General features: G+C 57.6%; 19 protein-coding genes. 8 read left to right on the top strand and 11 right to left on the bottom strand.

Annotated features, from left to right (window positions below):
• Nucleotides 1-78 precede the first annotated feature (78 nt).
• The 5 genes from atpB to VMU57_RS15225 all read right to left on the bottom strand — a co-directional run bounded on the left by atpB (nucleotide 79) and on the right by VMU57_RS15225 (nucleotide 3960).
• A complete protein-coding gene (atpB, locus tag VMU57_RS15245) occupies nucleotides 79-810 on the bottom strand; it encodes a F0F1 ATP synthase subunit A (protein WP_325384916.1) in 732 nt (243 codons plus the stop codon).
• Nucleotides 811-864: 54 nt separating this feature from the next.
• On the bottom strand, nucleotides 865-1275 hold the full coding sequence (locus VMU57_RS15240) for a hypothetical protein (protein ID WP_325384914.1): 411 nt from the start codon (nucleotides 1273-1275) through the stop codon (nucleotides 865-867).
• Nucleotides 1276-1295: 20 nt separating this feature from the next.
• The gene (locus VMU57_RS15235) at nucleotides 1296-1553 is read right to left on the bottom strand and encodes an AtpZ/AtpI family protein (protein ID WP_325384912.1); all 258 of its coding nucleotides are present in this window, start codon (nucleotides 1551-1553) and stop codon (nucleotides 1296-1298) included.
• Nucleotides 1554-1782: 229 nt separating this feature from the next.
• A complete protein-coding gene (locus tag VMU57_RS15230; RefSeq protein WP_325384910.1) occupies nucleotides 1783-3576 on the bottom strand; it encodes an ATP-binding protein in 1794 nt (597 codons plus the stop codon).
• A gap of 9 nt (nucleotides 3577-3585) precedes the next feature.
• Nucleotides 3586-3960, bottom strand: coding sequence for a response regulator (locus VMU57_RS15225; RefSeq protein ID WP_325384908.1), 375 nt, complete (start codon nucleotides 3958-3960; stop codon nucleotides 3586-3588).
• Between the two features lie 151 nt (nucleotides 3961-4111).
• Here VMU57_RS15225 and VMU57_RS15220 point away from each other — a divergent pair, with 151 nt between their 5' ends.
• The 7 genes from VMU57_RS15220 (at nucleotide 4112) to phoU (ending at nucleotide 10877) form a co-directional block, all read left to right on the top strand.
• Nucleotides 4112-4816: a response regulator transcription factor gene (locus VMU57_RS15220; RefSeq protein WP_325384906.1), complete on the top strand. Its 705-nt coding sequence runs from the start codon at nucleotides 4112-4114 to the stop codon at nucleotides 4814-4816.
• A 14-nt stretch (nucleotides 4817-4830) separates the two neighbouring features.
• The gene (locus VMU57_RS15215) at nucleotides 4831-6207 is read left to right on the top strand and encodes a sensor histidine kinase (protein ID WP_325384905.1); all 1377 of its coding nucleotides are present in this window, start codon (nucleotides 4831-4833) and stop codon (nucleotides 6205-6207) included.
• Between the two features lie 114 nt (nucleotides 6208-6321).
• Nucleotides 6322-7371, top strand: a complete 1050-nt coding sequence (gene pstS / locus VMU57_RS15210) for a phosphate ABC transporter substrate-binding protein PstS (RefSeq protein WP_325384903.1) — start codon at nucleotides 6322-6324, stop codon at nucleotides 7369-7371.
• Between the two features lie 111 nt (nucleotides 7372-7482).
• A complete protein-coding gene (gene pstC, locus VMU57_RS15205; RefSeq protein WP_325384901.1) occupies nucleotides 7483-8538 on the top strand; it encodes a phosphate ABC transporter permease subunit PstC in 1056 nt (351 codons plus the stop codon).
• 1 nt (nucleotide 8539) lies between these two features.
• On the top strand, nucleotides 8540-9457 hold the full coding sequence (pstA, locus tag VMU57_RS15200) for a phosphate ABC transporter permease PstA (protein WP_325384899.1): 918 nt from the start codon (nucleotides 8540-8542) through the stop codon (nucleotides 9455-9457).
• The gene (gene pstB, locus VMU57_RS15195) at nucleotides 9457-10215 is read left to right on the top strand and encodes a phosphate ABC transporter ATP-binding protein PstB (protein ID WP_325384897.1); all 759 of its coding nucleotides are present in this window, start codon (nucleotides 9457-9459) and stop codon (nucleotides 10213-10215) included. The genes pstA and pstB overlap by 1 nt, the downstream gene beginning before the upstream one ends.
• A complete protein-coding gene (gene phoU / locus VMU57_RS15190) occupies nucleotides 10212-10877 on the top strand; it encodes a phosphate signaling complex protein PhoU (RefSeq protein WP_158910540.1) in 666 nt (221 codons plus the stop codon). Before pstB ends, phoU begins: the two co-directional genes overlap by 4 nt.
• Nucleotide 10878: 1 nt before the next feature.
• Here the strand turns inward: phoU and VMU57_RS15185 are convergent, their stop codons facing one another.
• From VMU57_RS15185 to VMU57_RS15175, 3 genes are read right to left on the bottom strand one after another with little or no spacing between them, the layout of a single operon-like run.
• Nucleotides 10879-14490 carry a UvrD-helicase domain-containing protein gene (locus VMU57_RS15185; protein ID WP_325384894.1) on the bottom strand — a complete coding sequence of 1204 codons (3612 nt, stop codon included), beginning with the start codon at nucleotides 14488-14490 and terminating at the stop codon, nucleotides 10879-10881.
• Entirely contained in the window at nucleotides 14483-17176 is a 2694-nt protein-coding gene (locus tag VMU57_RS15180) for a PD-(D/E)XK nuclease family protein (RefSeq protein ID WP_325384892.1), read from the bottom strand. The genes VMU57_RS15185 and VMU57_RS15180 overlap by 8 nt, the downstream gene beginning before the upstream one ends.
• A 47-nt stretch (nucleotides 17177-17223) precedes the next feature.
• Nucleotides 17224-18369: an MFS transporter gene (locus tag VMU57_RS15175; protein ID WP_325384890.1), complete on the bottom strand. Its 1146-nt coding sequence runs from the start codon at nucleotides 18367-18369 to the stop codon at nucleotides 17224-17226.
• A gap of 50 nt (nucleotides 18370-18419) precedes the next feature.
• On the opposite strand from VMU57_RS15175, the gene VMU57_RS15170 reads away from it, so the two are divergent.
• Nucleotides 18420-19310: an SCO family protein gene (locus VMU57_RS15170; RefSeq protein WP_325384888.1), complete on the top strand. Its 891-nt coding sequence runs from the start codon at nucleotides 18420-18422 to the stop codon at nucleotides 19308-19310.
• 70 nt (nucleotides 19311-19380) lie between these two features.
• On the opposite strand, the gene VMU57_RS15165 is transcribed toward VMU57_RS15170, so the two are convergent.
• From VMU57_RS15165 to VMU57_RS15155, 3 genes are all read right to left on the bottom strand, one after another.
• Nucleotides 19381-19914, bottom strand: a complete 534-nt coding sequence (locus tag VMU57_RS15165; protein ID WP_325384886.1) for an outer membrane beta-barrel protein — start codon at nucleotides 19912-19914, stop codon at nucleotides 19381-19383.
• Nucleotides 19915-19963: 49 nt separating this feature from the next.
• Entirely contained in the window at nucleotides 19964-20512 is a 549-nt protein-coding gene (locus tag VMU57_RS15160; protein WP_325384884.1) for an outer membrane beta-barrel protein, read from the bottom strand.
• 131 nt (nucleotides 20513-20643) lie between these two features.
• Nucleotides 20644-22473: a hypothetical protein gene (locus VMU57_RS15155; protein WP_325384882.1), complete on the bottom strand. Its 1830-nt coding sequence runs from the start codon at nucleotides 22471-22473 to the stop codon at nucleotides 20644-20646.
• Nucleotides 22474-22475 lie beyond the last annotated feature (2 nt).

Genomic DNA, 22475 nt, shown 5'->3' with positions numbered 1-22475 from the left:
CTCACCGTGCTGGCACCCTCACGCTATGCGGCGTTGTTACCTGCCGCGAAGAGGGAGGCCCTCCGCGGCAAACTCAAACTAATGGTCCTGCGCGACTGCCAGCGAAAGATAGATCGCCGCGAGCAGGAAGAACACGTAAGCCTGAACCACGGCCACGCCAAGGTGCAGTCCCAGAAACACCAGGGGAACGCCGATCGGTACCAGCGAGAAGAATGCGATGGTTAGCAAGTCGCCGGCGAACATATTGGCGTACAGACGAACCGTCAGCGAAAGAATACGTGCAAAGTGCGAGATGATCTCAATCGGCAGCAGCAGCGGATACAGCCACCACACCGGCCCCAGAAACTGCTTCCCGTACGAAAGGCCATGCGTCCGGATACCGTGGTAGTGGTAGTAGATAAACGTGACCAGCGCAAATCCCAGCGGCACCACGACATTCGCTGTAGGCGACTCCAACCCCGGAATCAGGCCCAGCAGGTTGCAAAGCAGGATGAACAGCAGCAGCACCGTCAGGTAGCCGGTGAACCGCTCCGATCCGTGTCCGATGATCTGGTCGCCCTGCTCCGACACGAACTCATGCGTCATCTCGGCAAGGTGTTGCAGCGATGCGGGCTTCTCGACGTTGAGTGTCAGTCGCACTACGATGAAGTAGGCCAGCAGCACAGCGAAGACCAGCAGCTCCATCGCAAACTCGTTCGTAATCGGCTTGGCGGGATACTGCGGCTGGATATGCAATGCATGAAGCAGCGAATCGACCGGGCCGGCAAAGTGCGCGTTGAGAGTTCTGGTAATCAATAATTGTGTTGGCATATAGAAAAATAAAGAAAATCTTCTGTCTTGCAGATCTAAGCCCGAATCGCCGGTCTAAACCGTCCACGCTTTCATAAGTCTCAGCCCCTCCACCGCGAGTGAAAATACCCCCAGCGCAAGGCCTGCGGCGAGCGCATAGACCGAACCATTCAGATACTTTAGGCTAACATAAAGCACCACGACTGCGACCCCCAGCCGCAGGAAGAATCCCACCAGCACCATCGCCATCGGTCGCGCCGTCTGACCGCCGTCCATCCGCACCATCACGGCCGACATCAGCCGCAGCCACTCAAACAGCCCCGACCCCGAGATCGCTGCGCCTACAACCAGCAGGGCCGCGCTCGGCCAGCCCACCTTCCACCAAACCAGCGGCGTCGCCACGACGACAATAATAACTAGCAGCCGCAGCGCGCTCCATATCGTACGCTTGAAATCAGCGTCGGTATAGCTATTGATTCCCGTCACAAAATCGTCCTCGTCCGTCTCTATTTGCTGTTCTTCAAAAAGCGTGAAGCGGTCGTAAATATCTGAACAAAGCCCGCCACGGCCCCCAGCACGATCCCGGCAATCGAGATCCAGCCTTGGTGAAAGTGCTGATCCAGCCATGCGCCAATCAGCCAGCCAATCAGGCACCCTGCCGGTAGCGCTATCGCCAGTTGAATCATCGATTCGGCCTTTACCAGGTCCCCCAGCGGACCATTGCCGCCCCCGCCCTTGCCGTTTTGTGATCCGTCATCCGCCATCGCCCACCTATTACACCACGCAAAGGCGACCAAAGACACCTCTCTGAAGCTCTAAAAACGTCACGCCCGTCCAACCTGAAGCAACAAACCCACGTCATCTCGACCGGAGCGAAGCAGAGCGGAGAGATGGCGTGGGTTCGGGGGACGGGGATGAGAAATTTCAATAATCGAGAGCGGCCGTTGGATGGAAAGTCTTCTCTATATCATCCATTTCCCTGAGGAGAGTTACCTAGTTACCGCCTGCGTTGATGGTCGGCTTAGTGGCCAGGAAGACGCTTACGGAGGTGCCGTGCGTGGTTTCGCCGGTATCGCTGGCCAGCTCGATGGTGCCGCCATGTTTGGTGATGATGCCGCGGCTGACCCAGAGGCCGAGGCCGGTGCCGCGCTCGCCCTTGGTGGTAAAGAAGGGCTGGAAGAGATGTGGCTGCACCTCCGCCGGAATGCCCATGCCATTGTCAGCAATGGTTACGATGGCTCCGGCCTCCTGCCTGATCCCGTTAATTGAAAGGGCCGGCTGCGGCCTGAGGCTGACGTTTACCTGTCCCCCGGGACCGGCTGCTTCAGCGGCGTTCGTAATCAGGTTGCTGAAGACCTGTCGCAGCTCGGCAGGGAAGGCATCGACCGAGACGCCGGAAGGGAGATCGGTGTGGACGATGACCTGGTCGTCGCTGAAGCGGCGCTCCATGAGTAAAAGAATCTCCTGAAGCATCTCTTTGAGATCGACCAGGACGGGAGCCCGGGACTCGCGGTAGAGGCCAAGCATGGCGCGGCTGATCTGGGTGACGCGGGCGAGTTCCTGCTCGGCCATGTCCATGAATTGCACCGACTCCTCTTTGGTGGCCCCGTTGCGCATGAGGTAGAGCAGGTTAGAGACGGAGTCGAGGGGGTTGTGAATCTCGTGCGCGATGGTTGCGGCGAGGCGACCGGCGACAGCCAGCTTCTCGTTGGCCAGCAGAGCATCCTGAGTCTTGCGCTCGAGCGTGATGTCGCGGAAGACCATGACGACGCCGGCGATTCCGTCGGTGCGGTCGCGGATGGGGGCTCCGCTGTCGGCGATGTGCAACTCGGTCTTGTCTTTGCGGATGAGGATGGTGTGGTTGCCGAGGCCGACGATACGATTGAGCCGCTTGACCTTGGAGACAGGATTTTCCATGGCGAGGCGAGTCGTCTCGTTGACGATTTGAAAGATGGTCTCGAGCGGTCTGTCGTGGGCCTCGGCCTGTGACCATCCCGTGAGTTCCACGGCGACGGGATTCATCATCTGGACACGGCCCTCGGTGTCGCAGGTGATGACGCCGTCGCCGATGGAGGCGAGCGTCGTACGCAGTTGCTGCTCGGACTGAAAGATCTCTTCGGCGCGGCGGCCCAGGACGTCGAGCGAGGTTTTGTAGGCGTCGGAGACGGCGTGGAGGCGGTTGCGGGTGAACAGGCCGATGAAGATGCCAACGCACAGGGCGAGCACCAGCAGCAACTGCTCCATGTAGCGAACCTGATGCTGCCATAAGTCGATTCGCACGGCACGGCGCTGCTCGGCGTTGTGGGTGGTATCCGCGAGGTCTCGACGGATGTCATCCATCATGAACTTGCCGCGCAGGTTCAGATCAACGTCGCGGACCTGGCCGCCGGCCTCAATGGTGGCGATGACGGGGAGAGCAAACGCATCGAGCCAGGTCTGGTGCTTGTCGATTAGATCGTCGATGTAGCGCCTCTCGACGTCATCGAGGCCGGGAAGCGCCTTCATCTTGTTGAACTCGGCCTGCAGGTGGGGGGAGGCATCGAGATACGGTTGGAGAAAGCGGGCGTCGGAGGTATTTTCGTATCCGCGAAGGGCGGACTCCTCGTTGAGGATGAGGGTATTCAGGCGGCTCACCTGGGAGATGTGGGCGTCGGATTCCTGGATTAGCCGGACGGTCGAATTGGCACCCTGAATCTGCAGGTACAGCGCCACGGCGGCTAATAAGAGCGCGATGACCGGCAATAAAAAGACCTGCCGCAGGATGCGATTGAATTGACTTAGATTCACAGCCCTCTCTTAAGCTCGACTCAGCGGTTGCAGGAGACTGCCCAGCTTGCTCAATAGAACCGGGGGACCCTCTCCTTTGGTCATGCACAGGTCAACCATTGAGAGTACCTCAGATGGCAGACCAATGTAGGCAGAGAGTAGAAGAATGGGGATATGAGGCTTAGCCTGGCGCATCTTCGCGGCGACCTCGCCGCCATTCATTCCGGGCATCGAGTAGTCGAGTACAACGCAATCGATGGGCTCGCTCGTAAACAGCTCGAGTCCGGCTGAGCCGTCGGGCGCGGTGAGGACACGGTATCCCGCGCGCTCGAGCAGTATCTTGCGAACCTTGAGGCCGATCAGTTCGTCATCGACACAAAGGACGAGATGGGGTTCTTGCGCCATAAGAACTCGATTCGGAGCCACTGCTCTATCAGGATACCGCGTGGGCGTATAAAAGTAACATTTCCTAAAGGACTGACGTTAAGGATTCATCGTACGTTAGCAATGTTTCGGTCACGGTAGGTTAATCTGACGGTAACACTGAGGTTACAAATTGAGTCAGACGATCTTTGTACTGGAAGACGATGCCGATATCTCTCGCCTGGTGCAGTATCACCTGGAGAGCGCCGGTTATACCGTCCGCGTGTATTCGACCATTGGCCAGATTGTTCCGGATGCCGATCGGCAGCCGCCATCGCTCTTTCTGCTGGACATTATGGTTCCGGGAGGCGATGGGCTGGACCTGTGCCGCAGGCTGCGTCAGAATCCTACGCTGAGCGTGATCCCCATTATCTTTTTGACGGCGCGTGCGGCGGAGAACGACCGGGTGCAGGGTCTCGAGATGGGAGCGGACGATTACATCACCAAACCGTTTGCTACGAGAGAGTTGGTGGCGCGGGTAAAGGCTGTGCTGCGGCGGTTTGAGCGGCCGACCTCCCCGTCGGTGCTGAAGTTCGAAGAGATCGAGATTGATGCGAACGCGATGCAACTCCGCGTAGGCGGCGAGTTGGTGACGACGACGGCAACGGAGTTTCGGTTGCTGGACTATCTTGCGCGTCATCCGGGGAGGGTGTTCAGCCGCGACCATCTATTGGATGCAGTGTGGGGCGATGCCCGTTTCGTTACGCCGCGCTCGGTCGATGTTTATGTGCGGCGCATCCGTGAAAAGATCGAAGCCGATGCTGAGAGCCCGCGCTATCTGAAGACGATGCGGGGAGCAGGGTATCGCTTTGAAATTCCCAAGACTTCGCAGTCCTGAGCGCGGGGGTATTGGTGAAGCGTAGTCTCTTTCTTTCGATCTTTTTTCGCATGACGATCGCCCTGGCGGTGGTTGTAGCCCTGTGCGTGTGGCTTGCACCGCATGGCTGGATCTTTGCGGCAATCTTTCTGCTGGGCTGGGCGGTGTTGAGCTCATTGCTGATAGCGCGTTTGGTGGGCCATGATGCCTCTGCGCTGCGGTTGTCCACGGCGGCGATTGCTGAGCGACCTGTCAGCGCGATCGGCAATCAGTATGCCGACTTCGACGAGGTTGCGCATGCGATCTCGCAGGCTTCGGAGCAGGTGCAGCGTCAGCTTGCGGAGGCTTCGGAGGGTCGTCATAAGCTGGAGGCGATGATCGACAGCATGCAGGACGCTGTCGTCGCCGTGGATCAGGCGGGGCGAATCCAGTGGACCAATCAACGCATGCAGCGGCTGATTCCAGGGGCTTTCGTCGGCGGAGCGGTTCGCGTCGGACATGCGCTGGTGCAGACGATTCGCGACCCGGATGTTCTGCAATGTGTTCGCTCGGCGCTGGACGAGCGCGTGGTGTGCGAGCGGCGGTCGACGTCGGTTGTCCCGGGGCGCATCTTCGAGATTGCAGCGTCGCCGATGCCGGGCGGTGGAGCCGTGGCTGTTCTGCACGATATGACGCGCATTGAACAGGTGGAGCGTATTCAGCGCGACTTTGTTGCGAACGTCTCGCATGAGCTGCGCACACCCCTCACCTCGATTAGCGGCTATGTGGAGACGCTGCTTGACCATGAGGCGGGGCTCAGCAAGCAGGCGCGGGAGTTTCTTTCAACGATTCTGAAGAATGCCACCCGCATGAACCGACTGACCGAGGACCTGTTGCTCATGGCCAGGGCGGAATCGTCCGAGGGAGAGCTTCACCCTGTACCGGTGCGGGCAGATATTCTGATTCGCGATGCGGTGCAGGCAATGAGTGGGCTGGTTCAGGATGCAGAGGCGGTGTTGGAGATCGGCGAAGTGACGACTGCCGAGGTGTTTGCCGATACGGACGCGATTGTGCAGGTGCTGAGCAATCTTATTGAGAACGGCATCAAGTATGGACAGGGTCGCAATGCTGCGGCTCCCCGCGTGATCGTGAGCGCACGTGAGGTCTCAGAACCTGTTGAGGCTGTGGAGTTTCGCGTGCGCGACTTTGGGCAGGGAATTGCATCCGAGCATCTTGGCCGAATCTTTGAACGCTTCTACCGGGTGGACAAGGCGCGCTCGCGGGAGTCGGGAGGAACCGGGCTTGGGCTCGCGATTGCACACCGGATTGTGCAGGTTCACGGAGGAACAATTCGTGCTGAGAGCGCGCTGAATCATGGCAGCACGTTCATTTTTACGTTGCCGAAACAGTCTGTCCAGGCGCCGCGACCATAAGAAGAGACGCAAGCTTTTCCCCAGCATTCATGTCTTTGTAACCTTGGCTTAACATTGCTGGACGACACTCAAAGAGACACAAATCCAATTTTCTGAGGTAATCAGGTGGAACGAGTGAGTTTGAAAATTGCTGCCGCAGTGTTATTCGCTTTCTGCGTCACGGGCTGTAAGCAGTCTGCCAACACGACCGCAACATCGGAGAGCCAGAGCAGCGCGCAGAATCTGAATGGCGCCGGCGCTACCTTTCCTTATCCTATCTATTCGCGCTGGTTCAGCGAGTATGCCGCGGCGCATCCTGGCGTTCACATTAATTACCAGTCCATTGGATCGGGTGGAGGCATTCGACAGGTTTCGGAGCAGACGGTTGACTTTGGAGCGAGCGATGGCCCGATGACGGACCAGCAGCTTGCGGCATCGAAGGTCCCACTCATGCATATTCCTTCGGTACTGGGCGCGGTGGTGCCGGTTTATAACATTCCGGGAGTTACGGGAAATCTCAACTTTTCTCCTGAAGTGATCGCCGATATCTATCTGGGAAAGATCACCAAGTGGAATGACCCACGGCTGGCGAAGGACAATCCTGGAGTCAAATTTCCCAGCTCGGCGATTCTTCCGGTCTATCGTTCGGACGGAAGCGGAACGACGTACATCTTTACGGATTTCCTCTCCAAGGTTAGCCCCGAGTGGGCGAAGAAGGTAGGGAAGAGCACCTCGGTGAAGTGGCCTGTTGGAATCGGCCAGAAGGGCAACGAGGGAGTTGCCGGGATGGTGCGCCAATCGCCTTCGTCCTTTGGCTATGTGGAGCTGATCTATGCGCTGCAGAACAAGATGACCTACGGCGCTGTTCGCAACGCTTCGGGCAAGTTCGTTCTTGCAACCACGGATGGCGTGACTGCAGCAGCAGCAGGTGCCGCTGCGAACATGCCTGCGGATTATCGGGTCTCGATTACCAACGCGCCGGGCGATACCTCTTATCCCATCAGCAGCTTTACCTGGTTCTTGATCCCGACGCATTCGTCCGATGCGGCGAAGACGGCGACGCTCAAGGACTTTCTGACATGGATGCTTGATCATGGCGAAAGCGAAGCTTCCTCTATGGGGTATGCTCCGCTTCCGACGCAGGTCCAAGACATGGAGCGGAAGAGTATTGCGGATCTCCACTAGGCCGATCTGCCGCACGGCTTCAAAAAGCCGTGCGGCATCGCTGGCTTTACCCGGCTACAATCAACTGCAGAGACTCAAATCACAGGATTCAGGATTGTGCCTCCGAGTCGCATGACTATCGACAGAGTATCAGGATCATCGTTACCGGCTGCGCCGCCACGTACGCCTGCCGTCTTCGCTGTTGCCAACCCGGCCACAGGTGGAGCGACGCCTTCGCCTATACGTGACTATCTCAGTAAGCGGGGCAGTGGCCGATTCGCTGACAGCAGCTTTGCGGCGCTGATGCTGCTTTGCGCATGCAGCATTTTTGCAATCGTTGCCTTTATCTTCTGGATCTTGACGGTCCGCTCTCACCTCAGCCTGGTGCAATTTGGCTGGAATTTTTTTTCCAGTTCGGCATGGGACCCCGTCTCGGGCGCTTTCGGCGCGCTTCCGTTTATTTATGGCACGCTCGCGACTTCATTTCTCGCTCTATTGATGGCGGTACCGCTTGCGCTTGGTGTTGCGGTCTTCGTCACGGAGCTTTGCCCGAAGCCGCTGCGCGCCCCGATCTCTTTTCTGACAGAGTTGCTGGCCGCGATTCCGAGTGTGGTGTATGGCCTGTGGGGAGTATTTGTTCTTGTTCCGCTGATGCGAGATGTCATTGGCCCGGTTCTCACTAAAACACTGGGATGGACCGGCTTCTTCTCTGGCCCAAATTTTGGCGTCGGCCTGCTTACGGCGGGCATCATTCTTGCAATTATGATTTTGCCCATCATCTCCTCGCTGACTCGAGATATTATGCTGGCGGTCCCGAACAGCCAGCGTGAAGGTGTTCTCGCGCTGGGCGCGACGCGGTGGGAGATGATTCGCGTCGGTGTTCTTCGCAATTCGCGCATCGGCATCGTTGGCGCGGTGATGCTTGGCCTTGGGCGCGCACTGGGCGAGACGATGGCGGTCACCATGGTCATCGGCAATCACCCCAATATCAGCAAGTCGCTCTTCGCCCCTGCTAACACGCTGGCCAGTGTGATTGCGGGTGAGTTTACCGAGGCGACGGGAGATCTTTACCTGAGCGCGTTGATCGAAATAGGCCTCGCTCTCTTCCTGGTCACAATCGTCGTCAATGCGATTGCCCGCCTTCTGGTGTGGGCGGTCACGCGTGGCGCGCCGGTAGGAGCGGCCTGATATGAGCACGCAGCCTGTCATTCCGCCCACGCAACCTCGTCCTATGAATTTTCAGTCGAAGGCGATGCGCTTCAACACAGCCCGCCGCTCTGCGACGAATTATTTTGTCGGCGGTCTGGCAGTCCTTGCTACTTTTATCGTGCTCGCACCGCTCGCCGCCATTCTTTTTTATCTCGTCTACAAGGGTGCAAGTTCCCTGAACCTTGCCTTCTTTACGCACGTACCTGCCCCGGTGGGCGAACCCGGCGGCGGCATGGCGAACTCAATTATGGGATCAGGCGTCATCCTTATTCTTGCAAGCCTGATGGGGATTCCGATTGGGATTTCCGCTGGCGTTTATCTGGCGGAGTTTGGCCGAGGCAAGGTGCTTGCCAACGCGGTGCGCTTTACGGCAGACGTACTTAACGGTGTTCCTTCGATTGTGATGGGCATCGCTATTTATTCACTGGTGGTGATGCCGCAGAAACATTTCTCGGCGCTGGCCGGTGGCATCGTACTGGCGATCATGATGGTGCCCACCGTGACGCGCACGACAGAAGAGATGCTCTCGACGGTGCCCCATGCGATTCGCGAAGCGGCGCTCGGCCTTGGCGTTCCCAAGTGGAGGACGGTGCTCTCGGTCAGCCTTCGTACGGCTTCGCCGGGAATTATCACTGGTTGCATGCTGGCCTTCGCCCGCGTTGCCGGAGAGACGGCGCCACTTTTATTCACCGCTTTCGGCAATCAGTTCTGGAGCTTCAAACTCAATGAACCAATCGCTGCACTGCCGCTGCAGATCTTTGTTTATGCCATCTCTCCTTACGATGAGTGGCATCGGCTGGCGTGGGCAGGCTCGCTCGTTCTTATCGTTATGATCATGGTCTCAGTCACGCTCGTCCGCATCTATGCCAGCCGCGGCGTACTCAAGGGAGGAAGCTAGTGGGAGTAGGCATTCAGGTCGAGAACCTAAACGCGTGGTATGGAAGTACCCACACCTTGCAGGACATTAACCTGCACATTCCCGCGAACCATGCCACTGCGCTGATCGGGCCTTCGGGCTGCGGAAAATCCACCTTTGTTCGTTGCCTCAATCGAATGCATGAGACCAATCCGATTGCGCGAGCAACGGGTACCGTCAGAATGGGTGAGCTTGATGTTTACAAAGATGCGTCGCCGGTGGAGATTCGCCGCCGCGTAGGGATGGTCTTTCAACGTCCTAACCCGTTTCCAACGATGTCGATCTATGACAATGTGGTCAGCGGATTGAAGCTCAACGGCTTTCGTAATAGACGCGTGCTCGACGAGACGGTCGAGCGGTCGCTGAAGCAGGCCGCGCTGTGGGAAGAAGTGAAGGACGATCTCAAGAAAAAATCGGGGGCCAGCCTCTCCGGCGGTCAGCAGCAGCGCATGTGCATCGCCCGTGCACTTGCGGTCGATCCTGAAGTGCTGTTGATGGACGAGCCTGCGTCTGCGCTCGATCCTGTTTCGACCTCGAAAATTGAAGACCTCATCTTCCAACTTAAGAGTCAGTACACCATCGTCATCGTTACGCATAATATGCAGCAGGCTGCACGCGTGGCTGAGAATACGGGCTTCTTTCTGAATGGCAAGATGGTCGAGTTCGACTCGACCCACAAGATTTTTACGAACCCCCGCGATAAACGCACCGAAGACTACATCACCGGGAGGTTCGGATGACTCGGATTAAATTCCAGCAGAACCTCGACGATCTCAAGGAGCGATTGCTCATCATGGCAGGCATGGCGGAGCAGGCCATCCAGCGATCGATTGAGGCCTACAGCAGCCGCGATCTCAGCATCTGCGAGTTGGTCTTTCGCTCGGAGCCCGCCATCAATCGGCTTGAGCGTGAGATTGATCAGATGGCGCTGGACCTGCTCGCGATGGAGCAACCGATGGCTATCGACCTTCGCTTCATTCTCTCGGTGATTCGCATCAATGCCGATCTGGAGCGAGTTGGCGATCAGGCCGTCAATATTGCGATTCGTGTTCGCGAGATGGGAGCCTTCGCGAATACCGATCTTCCGGTAGATATTCCCAAGCTGGCTTCGCTGGCTTCGGCGATGGTGCGTAAGGCGCTGCAGGCTTTCATCGAGGCGGATGCGGAATTAGCGCAATCGGTGCTTCTGCTCGATGACCAGGTGGACGAGATGAATGATGCGGCGTTTTATGCGCTAAGCTCGCTGATCAAGGAGAAGCCTGAGTTGACGCCGCAGTCGCTCAATGCGCTCATCATTGCGCGCAACCTTGAGCGGGTTGGAGATCACGCCACCAATATCGCGGAGGACGTCATCTTCTGGGTGCGCGGGTTCGATGTTCGGCATAATCCGCGCACCGATTAGTTCAGGCTGGCTCGGGGTCCCACCAGATTAGTTGCGGCAGAAGCGGGTAGTAGAGCGCCAGGCGGATATTTCTCCCTCCGCTGTTGATCGTTTGCGCGTAGGTCCGCATCTGCGCGTGGTATTTTTCTCGTTCCGCGGAGAGAAAGGCTTCGATGCCATCGCTTCCATGGGTGGTCGTTTTGTAGTCTACGATCCAGAGGTAGTCGTCTCCTTCAGCGAGCGGGGTTGCGCCTGCGCGAAAGATTCGATCGAGCCGGACATTGCTGCGTGTCTCTGCCCACGAGGTGAGAGCAAGCTCGGTGGACGCTTCCTTGTGGGCTGCCAGTATCCATAGCCCTTCAGCGTCACGCAGTGAATTTTCAAGCGCCGTTCTCACCCGTGACGCCAGTTGCTTTGTGCGGGGCAGGGCTAGCCCGTTGCCGCGTAAAACTGTCGAGATGCGCGATTCCCATGTTGCTAATTCTTTTGATAGCCTCTCTGGACTAGCTCCATGCGCGAGTTGCTTCGCGATTACTTCCAGAAATTCGTGGACCGTATTTCCAAAGGCACGTGCCTCAAATGAGCCTTCCGGTCGCTTGAAGTGAGCTAACGGCGTCTCAGACCTGATGTCTCCACACGAGAGCTTTTGTATTTCGGCAAATCTCGCCGCTGGTAAAAAGTTCAATGGTAGACGCTCCAGCATTGCGGGTCGTTCTTCTGCTACCGTTGCGGCTAAGCTGCCAACGAATGTATCGGCGACCGGTGAGGACTTCGGATGTGACAGGGCGAGCTTGCCCTGCACGTTGTCGGAAGCGTCATACTCAACAACGAAATGCCGCTCTGCTGCGGGCCACGACGCACTGAGCAGGCTTCCGTATGCCTGACTGACCGAGCCGTCCGATTTAATCTCAGGAGCGGCGAAGAGATGCAATTCTTCTTTTGCTCGAGTGCAGGCGACATAGAACAATCGCTTTCGCTCTGCAGTATCGCGAGCCTTCTCGATGTTGTTCAGCCAATCGTTCAACTCTCGCGACTCCTCTCCTCTGCCGACGATTGGAGCAAGAACTACATGCGCAGCGTCAGGCCCTTCCGAATTAATTTCGGTCCATGTCAACAATCGCCCACCAGATGCACGTGCCCGCTTTTCCAGTCCCGGCACGATCACTACATCCCATTCCAGCCCCTTTGCTCCGTGGATCGTCATCAGGTCGACTGCGCCTGCGTGGATTGCCGCTTCAGCGTAGAGCTTATCGAGCCGCGACCTCAACAGGTTCAAGTCGATTGAGACAGCCTGCTCTTCGAACTCATCCAGCAATTGCAGGTAGCGCCGCGCGTTCTCCATCTTTTCGGGCGTCAGGTAGACATCGCCGCCCAGGGAGCGCCACGTTCGCTCAACCCATTGTGCTGTCGTCAGTCTGTCGCGGTGCTCCGATGCGGCTTGTAAGACCGGCCAGATTCGAGTCAGTCGCTCACAGCTTTCCTCACTCAGCAGATGCCCGCGCTCTGCCAGAACGTCGTCGATGGACCGCTCTGCCCACGTATCGTCGTCTGCTCCGGCGAGCAGATGCAGTTCAGAGGATTCCAGGCCGCACCATGGAGCATGCAATACGGCGAACCATGCCACCCTGTCTGCTGGATGAAAGAGCGCACGCGTCAGCGCGAAGAGGTCCAGCACTTCGCGCTGCTCTCCAAGAGCCTTGATGTCGACGGCGCGATAGGGAATTGACCCTCCGCCATTGTCTCTTTCCAATGTGGCGACGATGTCAGTCAAATGACTGCGGCTTCGCACCAGGACGGCAATCTTCCAAGGCTCTTTTCGCTCCTCAGGCAATGGACGGGCCTGCCATTGCTCGATGATTGTGCGAACAGATTGTGCGTCCGCCTTCGTCTGTTTTCTGCGGGTGAGCGCATCGGAGGCTGGCAACCGATTGGTATGCCAGACAACATCGCTTGCTGCGTTCGTGGATCTCCCGCGTATTGCCTGAGCCGCAACGTACGCGACTTCGCCTGAAGTTGCTGCATCCACGGTGCTGGGAAAGATCCGCGAAAAATCGTCATTGAACGTACTCACCAGTCCTTCTTGCGAACGGAAGTTGGTGGTCAAGCGCAGACTTCCCACTGGCAAGTCGCCCAATTGTTCTGCCAGCATTGTCTGCACGAAGCGCTCGACTCGCGCTTGCCGGAAGAGATAGATCGATTGCTTCGGATCGCCAACCAGAAAGACAGTCTGGCTGTGGCCGTCCCAATTCTGGGTGAGCAACTGGATCAGCTCATACTGGCTGGTCGACGTATCCTGCATCTCGTCGACCAGCAGATGTTGCAGCCTCATGCCTAATGCCGCTTCCAGATCGTGCACGCCGTCTTCGCGACGCAAGGCAGACTTCGCCAACAGTCCGAGTTCGGCGAAATCGCATTCTCTACTCTCGGCGAATACGAGTTGCAACTCCGCCAATGCGTGGCTGAGAACGCGAAAGAGCGCCTTCGCTACGACCCATTGTTCCTGCGGATATTTTGCGGGAGGCAGGTAATTGATTGCCTGAATTGCCGCCAATATGTCATCGCGATCGCTTAGTTCTTCGACAAATGCTTTCAGTCGTGCGGCATCGTTTTTGTCGATCTCGAATTTGAGCCAGTTGTTGCGGAAGCCGGAGCGCCAGCCTCCATCACTCTTCGTCAACAGGTGAATAAGTGCACGCCAATGTGCGAGATGCTCCGCAGACTCTTCTGGAGCTGTGTGCAATCCCGCGCAGATTGCGATCGGCGATGCCGAATTCTTATAGCCGCTTGCATGACCCAACTCTCCGGCAAACTGCGAAAGCTCGTGCAGGATGTCAGGCGGAAGGGCCTGCGAAAGCCTCGTCAACGCAGCACAGATCGCTTGTTCCAATGCCCGCTCCAGGCGAGGTAGCACGGTCTCATCGAGATAGGTGTCGTCGAGATCACGCCCGGTGAGTGGGACCAACTCACCCCACTGATCTCGTAGCGCCAACATTGCGGCAAGCAGGCGTTCGCACTCTGCGAGGTTGCCATCGCGGTGAAGCAGAACTAGCCGCAGTGCGGCGTTCAGGGAATGGTTCTGGCCGCCGAGTTGCATCAATGTGCGCCGCGCTGCCTCGAGATGAAGCCGCGAAGCATCTAGCACGGGCGACTGGCCGCCGCCACCGCCTGAGAGTACAGGCAGTGAGTTGGCAATTTCGGCACAGACAGAGTCGATAGTGCGCACCCTTAATCTGCGTGGGCGTTCCAGCAACCCCCACTCCAGTATTTGGTCGCGGCGCAAAACGGCCTCGGCGAGCGTGCGTGTCTCCCGCTCGAACTCGCTGTTGCTCAGTAGGGGCTCATTTCGCGATGCTTTTTCCAGTTGAGTGACAACGCGTTCCCGAATCTCTCCCGTCGCTTTAACCGTGAACGTAATTGCCAGCACCTGCTCGGGCTGCTCTACGCTTTCATCGCCCAGCAGCTTCAGATATCGCTGAATGAGAAGCCCGGTCTTTCCGGAACCTGCTGGAGCCTCTACGATCCACGACTGCCTAATATCGAGCGCCTTCTCGCGCTCGCGCCAATCGGGCGGCCTTACGGCATTAGGATTATTTTTTGTCTCCGATTCAGATCCGACAACGAATAGCTTAGTCACGCTCTGCCTCCGTTGTTTCTTCATCATCTTGATCGAACGAAGCTGGATCGATGCGGCACAGCAGGCGTTGTGCGCAGTAGGCACAGGTCGATGGAAAACTCTTCGGCCTTACACGGATGTCACCATGGTAAAAATCTTCGGCGAGCGAAGTCAGAACCTGCCGCCACTCCGCGACCTGGTTTTCAAGATCGTCGGGATGTTGTTTTGGTACTCGAATTCCCGAGTCTGCGCTGGTGGCGAATCCCTGCAGACCCATATCTTTTCCTGCGCGTACCTGGCCGAATGCCACGGCTTCCAGTTGCTCGGCCTCGGACAAGACAGCGTAGAGCGGCAACTGGGGAGCGTCCGGTCGGTCTGAGAGCCACTCGCTCGGTTTGGCCACACCGGTCTTGTAATCGATGATGATGTCGCCGCCCTCGCCGATATCGATGCGGTCAACACGCACGCTTAAGCGTAGGGGGCCAATCTGTACGCCTTCCAATTTCTTTTCGCTGAGCTTCACTTCGAACGGTGGCCGGGCTAATTCAAGATCAAGCCATGGCCCCAGCAGGTTTCGCAGACGCTCGCGTTGCATGTCAAGATAGGCTGCATCCCAGGAGGTCTCACTCAATTTCTCACTCTTTTGGAGAGCAGTCGTTATGCATCGATTCAGCAAAGCCTCGCGCTCGGAGCGTTGCATGGCCTTCAGTGCGCTCTGAGTCTTAACTTCGTTCCAAAAACTTTCGAGCACAAGATGAACGATGGTGCCGCGCTCTGCGGCGTCCAGGCCCATCTCTGTGGTGCGAAGTTCCGTTGACCAGAGACGACGCTCTGCGAATGCGCGAAACCCACAAGCGGCTTGCAGGCGCAGTATCTCAGCGCCGCCGTGAATTACTTGATCGGGCAGCGGTTGCAAACGGCCCATGTCCTCGATCTTTTCGGTGTCAATGAAGGTGGGCGCCGTTTCTGCTGCTGTGATTGCTTTAACGGCAACTGCTTCGAGCGCTAATCCATTCATCGCCGAGGACAGGCGCTGCCGCCCTTCGGCAGACTCGGCTGCGTAGGTGAACACCGTGATGGGTGCGCTTGCGGCGATGCGCTCGGTCATACGCTGTGATTGATTCGCATCCCACTGCGCATCGGCACCAGGCATCTGAAGATCACGTTGCAGTGGCCAGGGCAACAGAGGGTTCGCTCTTCTCGGGAGAGGCCAGCTCAAATCGCCGCTTCGCATAAACCAGATAGCGTCGAATGTTGAACCGGCAGCTTCGAGCGGACCCATGATCTGGACGGGCGCTTCGCGCGACTCAGGCGCGAACATTGTTTGCTGCGCTATTCGCGCCAGCGCGTCCAGCGCCTGTACGAACCCGACGCGCTGCCCGTCGAAATCGAGCATGGATAGTTCATCCAGAGCGCTCTCCCATTTTCGCCGGGTTTGAAACTCAACGCTGTCCTCACCTTTGCCTGCTCCCCAGTCTGCAGCCGCCAAAAGTTCCCGCATCGCTTCGGCCCACTCTGAATGCGGTCGCAGCGCGCTCTTTGTTAGTCGATTCGAGGCTACGAGCATCATGCGCAATTTGTTGAGCAGGCCGGTCAACTTTGATTTGCGCCTGGAGCCTTCTATCGCCTTAATTGACCACTCCAGTGAAATCTCAGGACGTAGAAGCTTTGCCCGCCGCAGTTCGAATGCATCGAATTCGGCTCGGACACCGTACTCTGCTTTGATCGCTGCGAGATATGGAGAGAGCAGCAACCTGCTCACACGCTCCAGAGGAAGTGCGCCTGTGCACCAGCGCAGCAAATCCAAGGCTGCTGCCGCCATGGGAGTGTCCGCCAGCATCACACCGACGGAAAACTCAAAGGGTTCAGAATTTGCATTGGCCGTAATATCTTCCAACTCTGGAGCAAGGATCTCTCGGAAGACTCGATCGATCGCGGCGCGTTGCTTCTCAAGATCGGGCACGATGACCGCGATGCGAGCGCGCGAATTTTGCTCGAGCAGCTTTCGCACTCCGAGGGCTGCAACCCGAAGTTCCTCGCGCTCCTCTGCGATTGTGACGATCAATTGCTGTTCTGACGTGATGGCGATTGGCAATTCGTCGATTTTTACTCCGGCATCCCGCAATGCTTCCACGAGCTGCAACTGGGCTGGAGTCAACGAGTCGAATCCGAGGAGCACAACTTCTGACGTTGTTTCAGCTTTAAGTTGTCCGGCAGAGGCTGCAGCTTGCAGCGCCGACTCTAACTGCGCTCGAGCCAGCAATCCATCTGCTCGGCATTGCTGTTCAAACTTCGAGGACCACCGTTGAAAGGCGCGTGTATCGGAACTCACGGCGGCTCCGCGCAGCCGCGCCTGTCCGTTGTGGCCGCAGAGCAGACTCCATGCCTGCGCCGCCATCTCTGCAAGAGAGTCCACCGTGCGGAGGCTGCGCAGCTCTTCATCTGCTTCCAGAATCTTGCGCCACACGGCATGTTCCTGTGCTCGGTTCAGCAGCAGCTTCGAAGTGTGGCCGCCGACCAGAAGCGCGTGCCAAAGATCTGCTGTCCACACGTCCCATGCCATGATCGCAGGAGGCTTCCAGCTATCCAACCCCAGGGAGCGCTGCTGGCGATCAAAGGCAACCCGCAATGTTCGCGCCGCGCGCTGATTTCCCGTCACCACGGCTGCGCCGCGCCCGAGCGCCTGTGCAATCTCTACTGGCAGCAAATCTTCACCATCCCTCTCTCGGTTATACGCCCGGCACCGTTGGAAAATCAGCTTGTTGAAGCCGGATTGGAGTTTCTCCACAGACTCATCACGAGCAACAGGATTGCGGCTGCCAGCGGTAGTGCAAGCGCCACCTGCAGCGATCCCGTTCGCGTCGAAACTACTCCCATCAGCCACGGTAAAGCTGCAGCGCCCAAACCTGATACGGCGAGTACAATGCCTGCCTGCCGAGCGGCGGGTTTTTCAGTCATCAACAAGGCAAATGTCGATGGAAAGAAGGGAGCGAGGCTGAAGCCCAGCAATACGGCAAACACCGCAATCCCCATAGCCGAATGCGCTGTCGCCAGTCCAGCGGTAAAGATGACAGCTAGAGCCATTCCCCAACGCTGGACTGTCTTCTCTCCAATCCGCAGCATGACGACAGAGGACCCGGCACGCCCTGCGGTCAGAGCCATCCAGAGCAGCAACGTTGTGTATTCACTGATGGCCAAAGTTTTGTCGCCATATCGCAGAGCGTATGTCGTCAGCCATCCGCTCAGGCAGGTCTCGAGGCCGCCATAAAGAACCAGCAGCGCGGCAAAGTAGAGGAAGACTCCCCAGCGTAGCTGCTTACTCTCTGCGGGAGCTTCGGCCGATTCGATCTCTTCCGGCATGCCACCTATCTCGACGGTCATTGCCAGGCCCGCGACCAAAAACAGTGCGGCGAAGCACTCCAGCATTCCGCGCAATGCGAATCGTGGGAGCAGCCACGCAGCCAGCAGGGGGGAGAGCATTGCCCCGAAGCTCCACGAGAAGTTGAGCAGCGCCAGGGCTGAGCCGCGATGCTCGGTATAGCGTCGTCCCGCAATAATGTTGGTGGACGCAATGATCTGGCCCAATCCGAAGCCACCGAGGAAGAGGCCGGTACACGCCGCTGCCAAACCAGACGCAACTGAAAATAGACCAAAGCCTGCGGCGGCGGCGAATAGACCCGTTAGCAGGCTTCTGCGCAGATACCGTGAGACGCTGACGCCACCTGCAAATGAGCCGCAAAATTGTGCCAACAGCAAGAGCCCGCTCTGCGCGTCCAATAAGTGCCACTGCCGGGTCAACAACGGCAAGATCGGCCCCAGCAACGCCGTTCCCAGGCCGGTTAACACAAACCCGAAGTGCATCAATCCGGCAGATGGAGAGACCTTGATCCGTTCAGCCATGCAACCCCCACCAAGCTCTTTCCATTATCATCAATCCAGGAGTTCTTGCCTTGCCCAGAAAAGCTTTCGTCGTTCTCCTCTTCATTGCTCTCCTGTCGGGCTGTCGCAAGTCCTCGGTTCCGGCATCAGGCAACTCCACTGCGGCACAGGCCACCTTTCCGATACGCGGCAAGGTCGTCAGCACCGATGCATCCAGCGTAACTCTCGACGCCGAGGCCGTTCCCGGCTTTATGGACGCGATGACAATGCCCTATAAGCTCAAGGACCCGATCGTCGCCACGGAACTTCATCCCGGTGACCGCATCACGGCTACGGTCCTTGCCGATAAGGATGGCAGTGACTTCGCCAACGTTCGTCTGGATAACGTCGTAATCATCTCGCAGGCGCGTCCGGATTACGTCCCTGCCGTTCAGTACCACATCCCCAAGGTGGGGGATGTGGTGCCCGACTTCAAGCTGCTCAACCAGAGCGGCCGCGCGATCCATCTGGGGCAGTTCAAGGGCAAGGTGCTGTTGCTCACCTTCATCTACACCCGTTGCCCGCTCGCTGATTTCTGTGTCCGCATGAGCCGCAACTTTGCCGAAGTCGATAAGGCTCTCGCCGCCGATCCGGCACTGTATCAGCAGACCCATCTGCTCAGCATCAGTTTTGATCCCGCCTACGATACGCCGAAGGTGCTGCGCAGCTACGGCGGAGCCTACACGGGGCTGTATACCAAGGAGAAGTTTCTACACTGGGATTTTGCCGCACCTACCGAAAAAGAGCTGCCTGCACTTGCCCAGTACTTCGACGTGGGCATTACGGGAAGCGGCAAAACTCTCTCCCACTCTCTGTCGACCGTTCTTGTCGGCAAGGATGGCAAGATCATCGCGTGGTACCCCAACAACGAGTGGAAGCCCGCCGATGTCGTAGCCCAGATGAAACAGGCTGGGGGTGCCTGAGGTTTTCTACGTCAGAAGCAAATCAATGCCCCGGTATGAGCCGGGGCATTGATTTGAAAAGAATTATGGATTAGAAGTGATAAGCCGCGCCAAAGGTGAACAACGTGGGTGTCAGGCCGCTTTGGGGGAAGCCCAGCCATCTCTGGTATTCGAAGTCGGCTCGTGCGTTGAGGTGCTTCAAGACTCGATAATCGACACCTCCGCCGACGGCAAAGAGGTTGTAAGCCAGATTGGCGTGCCGAAAGCCGGGAAAGGCAGGGAAGTTGAAGACGCCGCGACCATACATTCCCTTTGCATAGGGAGAGAACCGGCCATAGGTGCGGTGGTAGCGGCCACCGATCTCATAGGTCTTTTCGTAGACCTCTGAACCTCCTCCATCCTTGACGAAATGGAACTCGCCTTCGATGCCAATATGGTGGATGAAGTCGTAATCGAAGTAGGCTGCGCCGCCATTGATGCGGTTGGGAACGTAATCGGAGTTGGCCGTGGTAAAGCCGCCGCCGATCTGAAGATCAGCGGTGCGGGAAGCAGTCGGCCTGGCTTGTGCCAATACCGTGGTCGCTGCACCAGCAAGGCTGATGAAGACAAGAAATTTTATAAGCAATCACATCTCCTGAAACTGTTGGCTTGCGCCCATCTCAATCGAAAGAGGTCTAATGAAAAGAATACGCGACACCGACGGTCATGACGATAGGAGAAAGGCCGTTATTCCTGAATCCGGGCCAGTCCTGGTACTCGAAATCGAAGGCGCGAACGTTCAGGTGCCTTGTCGCCCGCAAATCGACTCCTCCGCCAAACGATAGCATTCCATAGGTATAGGTTGCAGATTTCAGATATTGACTCGGAGTCTGGTATCCAAAACGACCAAGTCCGAACAACGCCTTGGCGTAGGGGGTGAAACGATGATAGTGAAAGCGATACCGTGGACCGACAAGGTAGGAATTCTCAGAGATATCGGTTGGCGTGATTATATTGACGAAGTGGATATCTCCCTCGACGCCGAGATGCCGGGTAAAGTCATAGTCTCCATAGACCGATAACCCACCGATTCCTTTTCCGCCGTAGTCTGGACGGGCGTAGGTGACGCCTCCGCCGATCTGCAGACTGCCTGAGCGAGATGCCGTGGGAACAGCTTGTGCATGCGACCACGCCGTGAGGCCAAGCACGCAGGCGTAACAGCCAATAAGAGTGTGCAGTTTCAAAGAGATACCCTCCTGAGGGGATATTGGTTGGGGAAAGCCAATTCAGAAGAAAATTTGAACGAGTCAGTTGCTTAACCAGGAAGGCGTGGGAGAGCCAAAAAACGCCCCGTACCCACGCCCTCTTCGATAAGTTACTGCTGTGGAACGGTGGCCTGCGGCTCTGCAGCCGGAGGCGCTGCGTTTGCCGGAGCTGCTGGTGAAGGTGCAGCTGCCGCTGGGGCTGCCTCAGACGGTTCCTGATACGGACTCAGCTTCAGATAGACCGGTTCGACCTCAAAGGGCATCTTGTCAGCCGGGCTAAGGAGAGGCTCGTAAGCGGTATGCATCACCGTTACCTGATCCGTCCAGGGGTTGAAGCGAAGGAACGCACCCAGCGGCATGGCTGCCTGCTGTTTCAGATCGTTCACGTTGAGCTTGGGGCTCTTGCTCGTCAACGCCTGCATCCAGAAGGTGGAGTCCTTGTCGCTTCTGACCAGGCCGTCTCCAAGCTGAGGCTGGTTGAGTGCCTGAAGCGCCTTGATGCGCTGCTGCAGCTGCTGGAGGTAGAGGCCGAAGTACTGCTCGCCGCCAACCAGCTCTTTCGCATTCAACAGCTCGATCGCCTTCTTCGCAGCGGCTTCATTGTCGGCATCCGTGTGGTGCATGGGGATGCGCTTGAACACCGAGGTCGAGGGAAAGAGCAACTGGTCGTTGAAGGCGTACTTGGTATCGAGGCGGTGGCCGAGGATGATATGGGCGACCTGGAAGGCCAGCAGGGCATTTAGATTGCCCATCTGCTGCGCGCCGTCCTGGGTGACGATGCCGGTCGTATCGATCAGTCCCTTGGAGAGAATGATGGTGTTGCCGACGGCCAGCGACTCCAGTGGCTGGGTGAGCAGCGTGCGCACGCGGATGGGCCGAGAGAGCGTGATGTTGTTATAGGCCAGGATGTTGTTCGCAAGGTCGGCAAGCGTCTTGTCGAAGTCGCTGGGTGCATCGAGCAGGCCGGCCTGGTAGAGACGGTCGATGACGTTGTCTTCTGCCTGTTGAACCCATGCGCGCTGGGCACCCAGCGGGCTTACATCCTGGGCATCGTTGCTGACGTCGGTTGCGCCGACCACATCAAGCGACGTGTTCTGCGACTCCTGGGTCGGAACCTTCAAGGAATAGCCCCAGATGTGGTTGATCGCTTTGAACTTCAGCGTGTGCGAGGGGCTGTTGGAATCGCTCTCTTCCACGTAGGCGGAGGTCGGCAGCCAGAGATCGGGCTGCACGGCGGTACGCCAGCTATCAAAGTGATAGAACTCGCGGTAGCCCTTTTCGCTGCCTGCGAAGTCTCCATTGAAGCGAACGACGTTGCCGCCGTTGGTCTCGATCCAGATGCGGCCAAAGAAGCGGCCCACCGACTTCGTCCCCGGCGTGGGGGCAACGTCGAAGACGGCGGTCGGCATGTTGCCGAGGAACTCGTTGCGAACAAAGCCGAAGATGTAGTGCTGCCGGTCGAAGTTGTTCGAGTCGATCAGCAGCATCTGCACGAAGCCGGTCGAGTTGAAGTTCATGTGCAGGGTGTTGCCGAGACCGGTGATGTAGGAGCCGGAATGCTTGAAAAATCCCAGCGGCCCGCGGGAGGTCGATTTGTTCTCATAGGCGTTGTCGCCAATGACGTTATTGAAGTCGACCCGTCCGAGAAAGTGCTGATCGGACTCAGGTACCTGGCCCATGACCGGGTCCGGCTTCATGTTCTGAATATAAGTCTCGACGAGGGGAGCGCGCTGCTTGAGGGCCGCAATCACCACCTTCTCGCGAGTGATCGCTTTGTCGATCAGAGCGTTCTGTGACGGCGTCAGCTTGCGGGAAGACATGACGCTGGTGTCCTGCTTGTTTTTTCCAAAGTGCGGGAAGCCTGCTGCACCGGCAGGGAGGGTGGTTGCGACAAAGAGTGCCAGCAACGCACCGGCGGTTGAATGTTTCCCGTAAATCATTG

This window comes from Edaphobacter sp. (genome assembly GCF_035532915.1).
GTDB lineage: Bacteria > Acidobacteriota > Terriglobia > Terriglobales > Acidobacteriaceae > Edaphobacter.
This window is presented reverse-complemented; position numbering and strand designations above follow the sequence as displayed.

Coding starts and splice junctions, on each gene's coding strand:
- atpB (WP_325384916.1), bottom strand. CDS start 810: ATGCCAACACAATTATTGATTACCAGAACTCTCAACGCGCACTTTGCC.
- VMU57_RS15235 (WP_325384912.1), bottom strand. CDS start 1,553: ATGGCGGATGACGGATCACAAAACGGCAAGGGCGGGGGCGGCAATGGT.
- VMU57_RS15225 (WP_325384908.1), bottom strand. CDS start 3,960: ATGGCGCAAGAACCCCATCTCGTCCTTTGTGTCGATGACGAACTGATC.
- pstC (WP_325384901.1), top strand. CDS start 7,483: ATGACTATCGACAGAGTATCAGGATCATCGTTACCGGCTGCGCCGCCA.
- pstA (WP_325384899.1), top strand. CDS start 8,540: ATGAGCACGCAGCCTGTCATTCCGCCCACGCAACCTCGTCCTATGAAT.
- phoU (WP_158910540.1), top strand. CDS start 10,212: ATGACTCGGATTAAATTCCAGCAGAACCTCGACGATCTCAAGGAGCGA.
- VMU57_RS15175 (WP_325384890.1), bottom strand. CDS start 18,369: ATGGCTGAACGGATCAAGGTCTCTCCATCTGCCGGATTGATGCACTTC.
- VMU57_RS15155 (WP_325384882.1), bottom strand. CDS start 22,473: ATGATTTACGGGAAACATTCAACCGCCGGTGCGTTGCTGGCACTCTTT.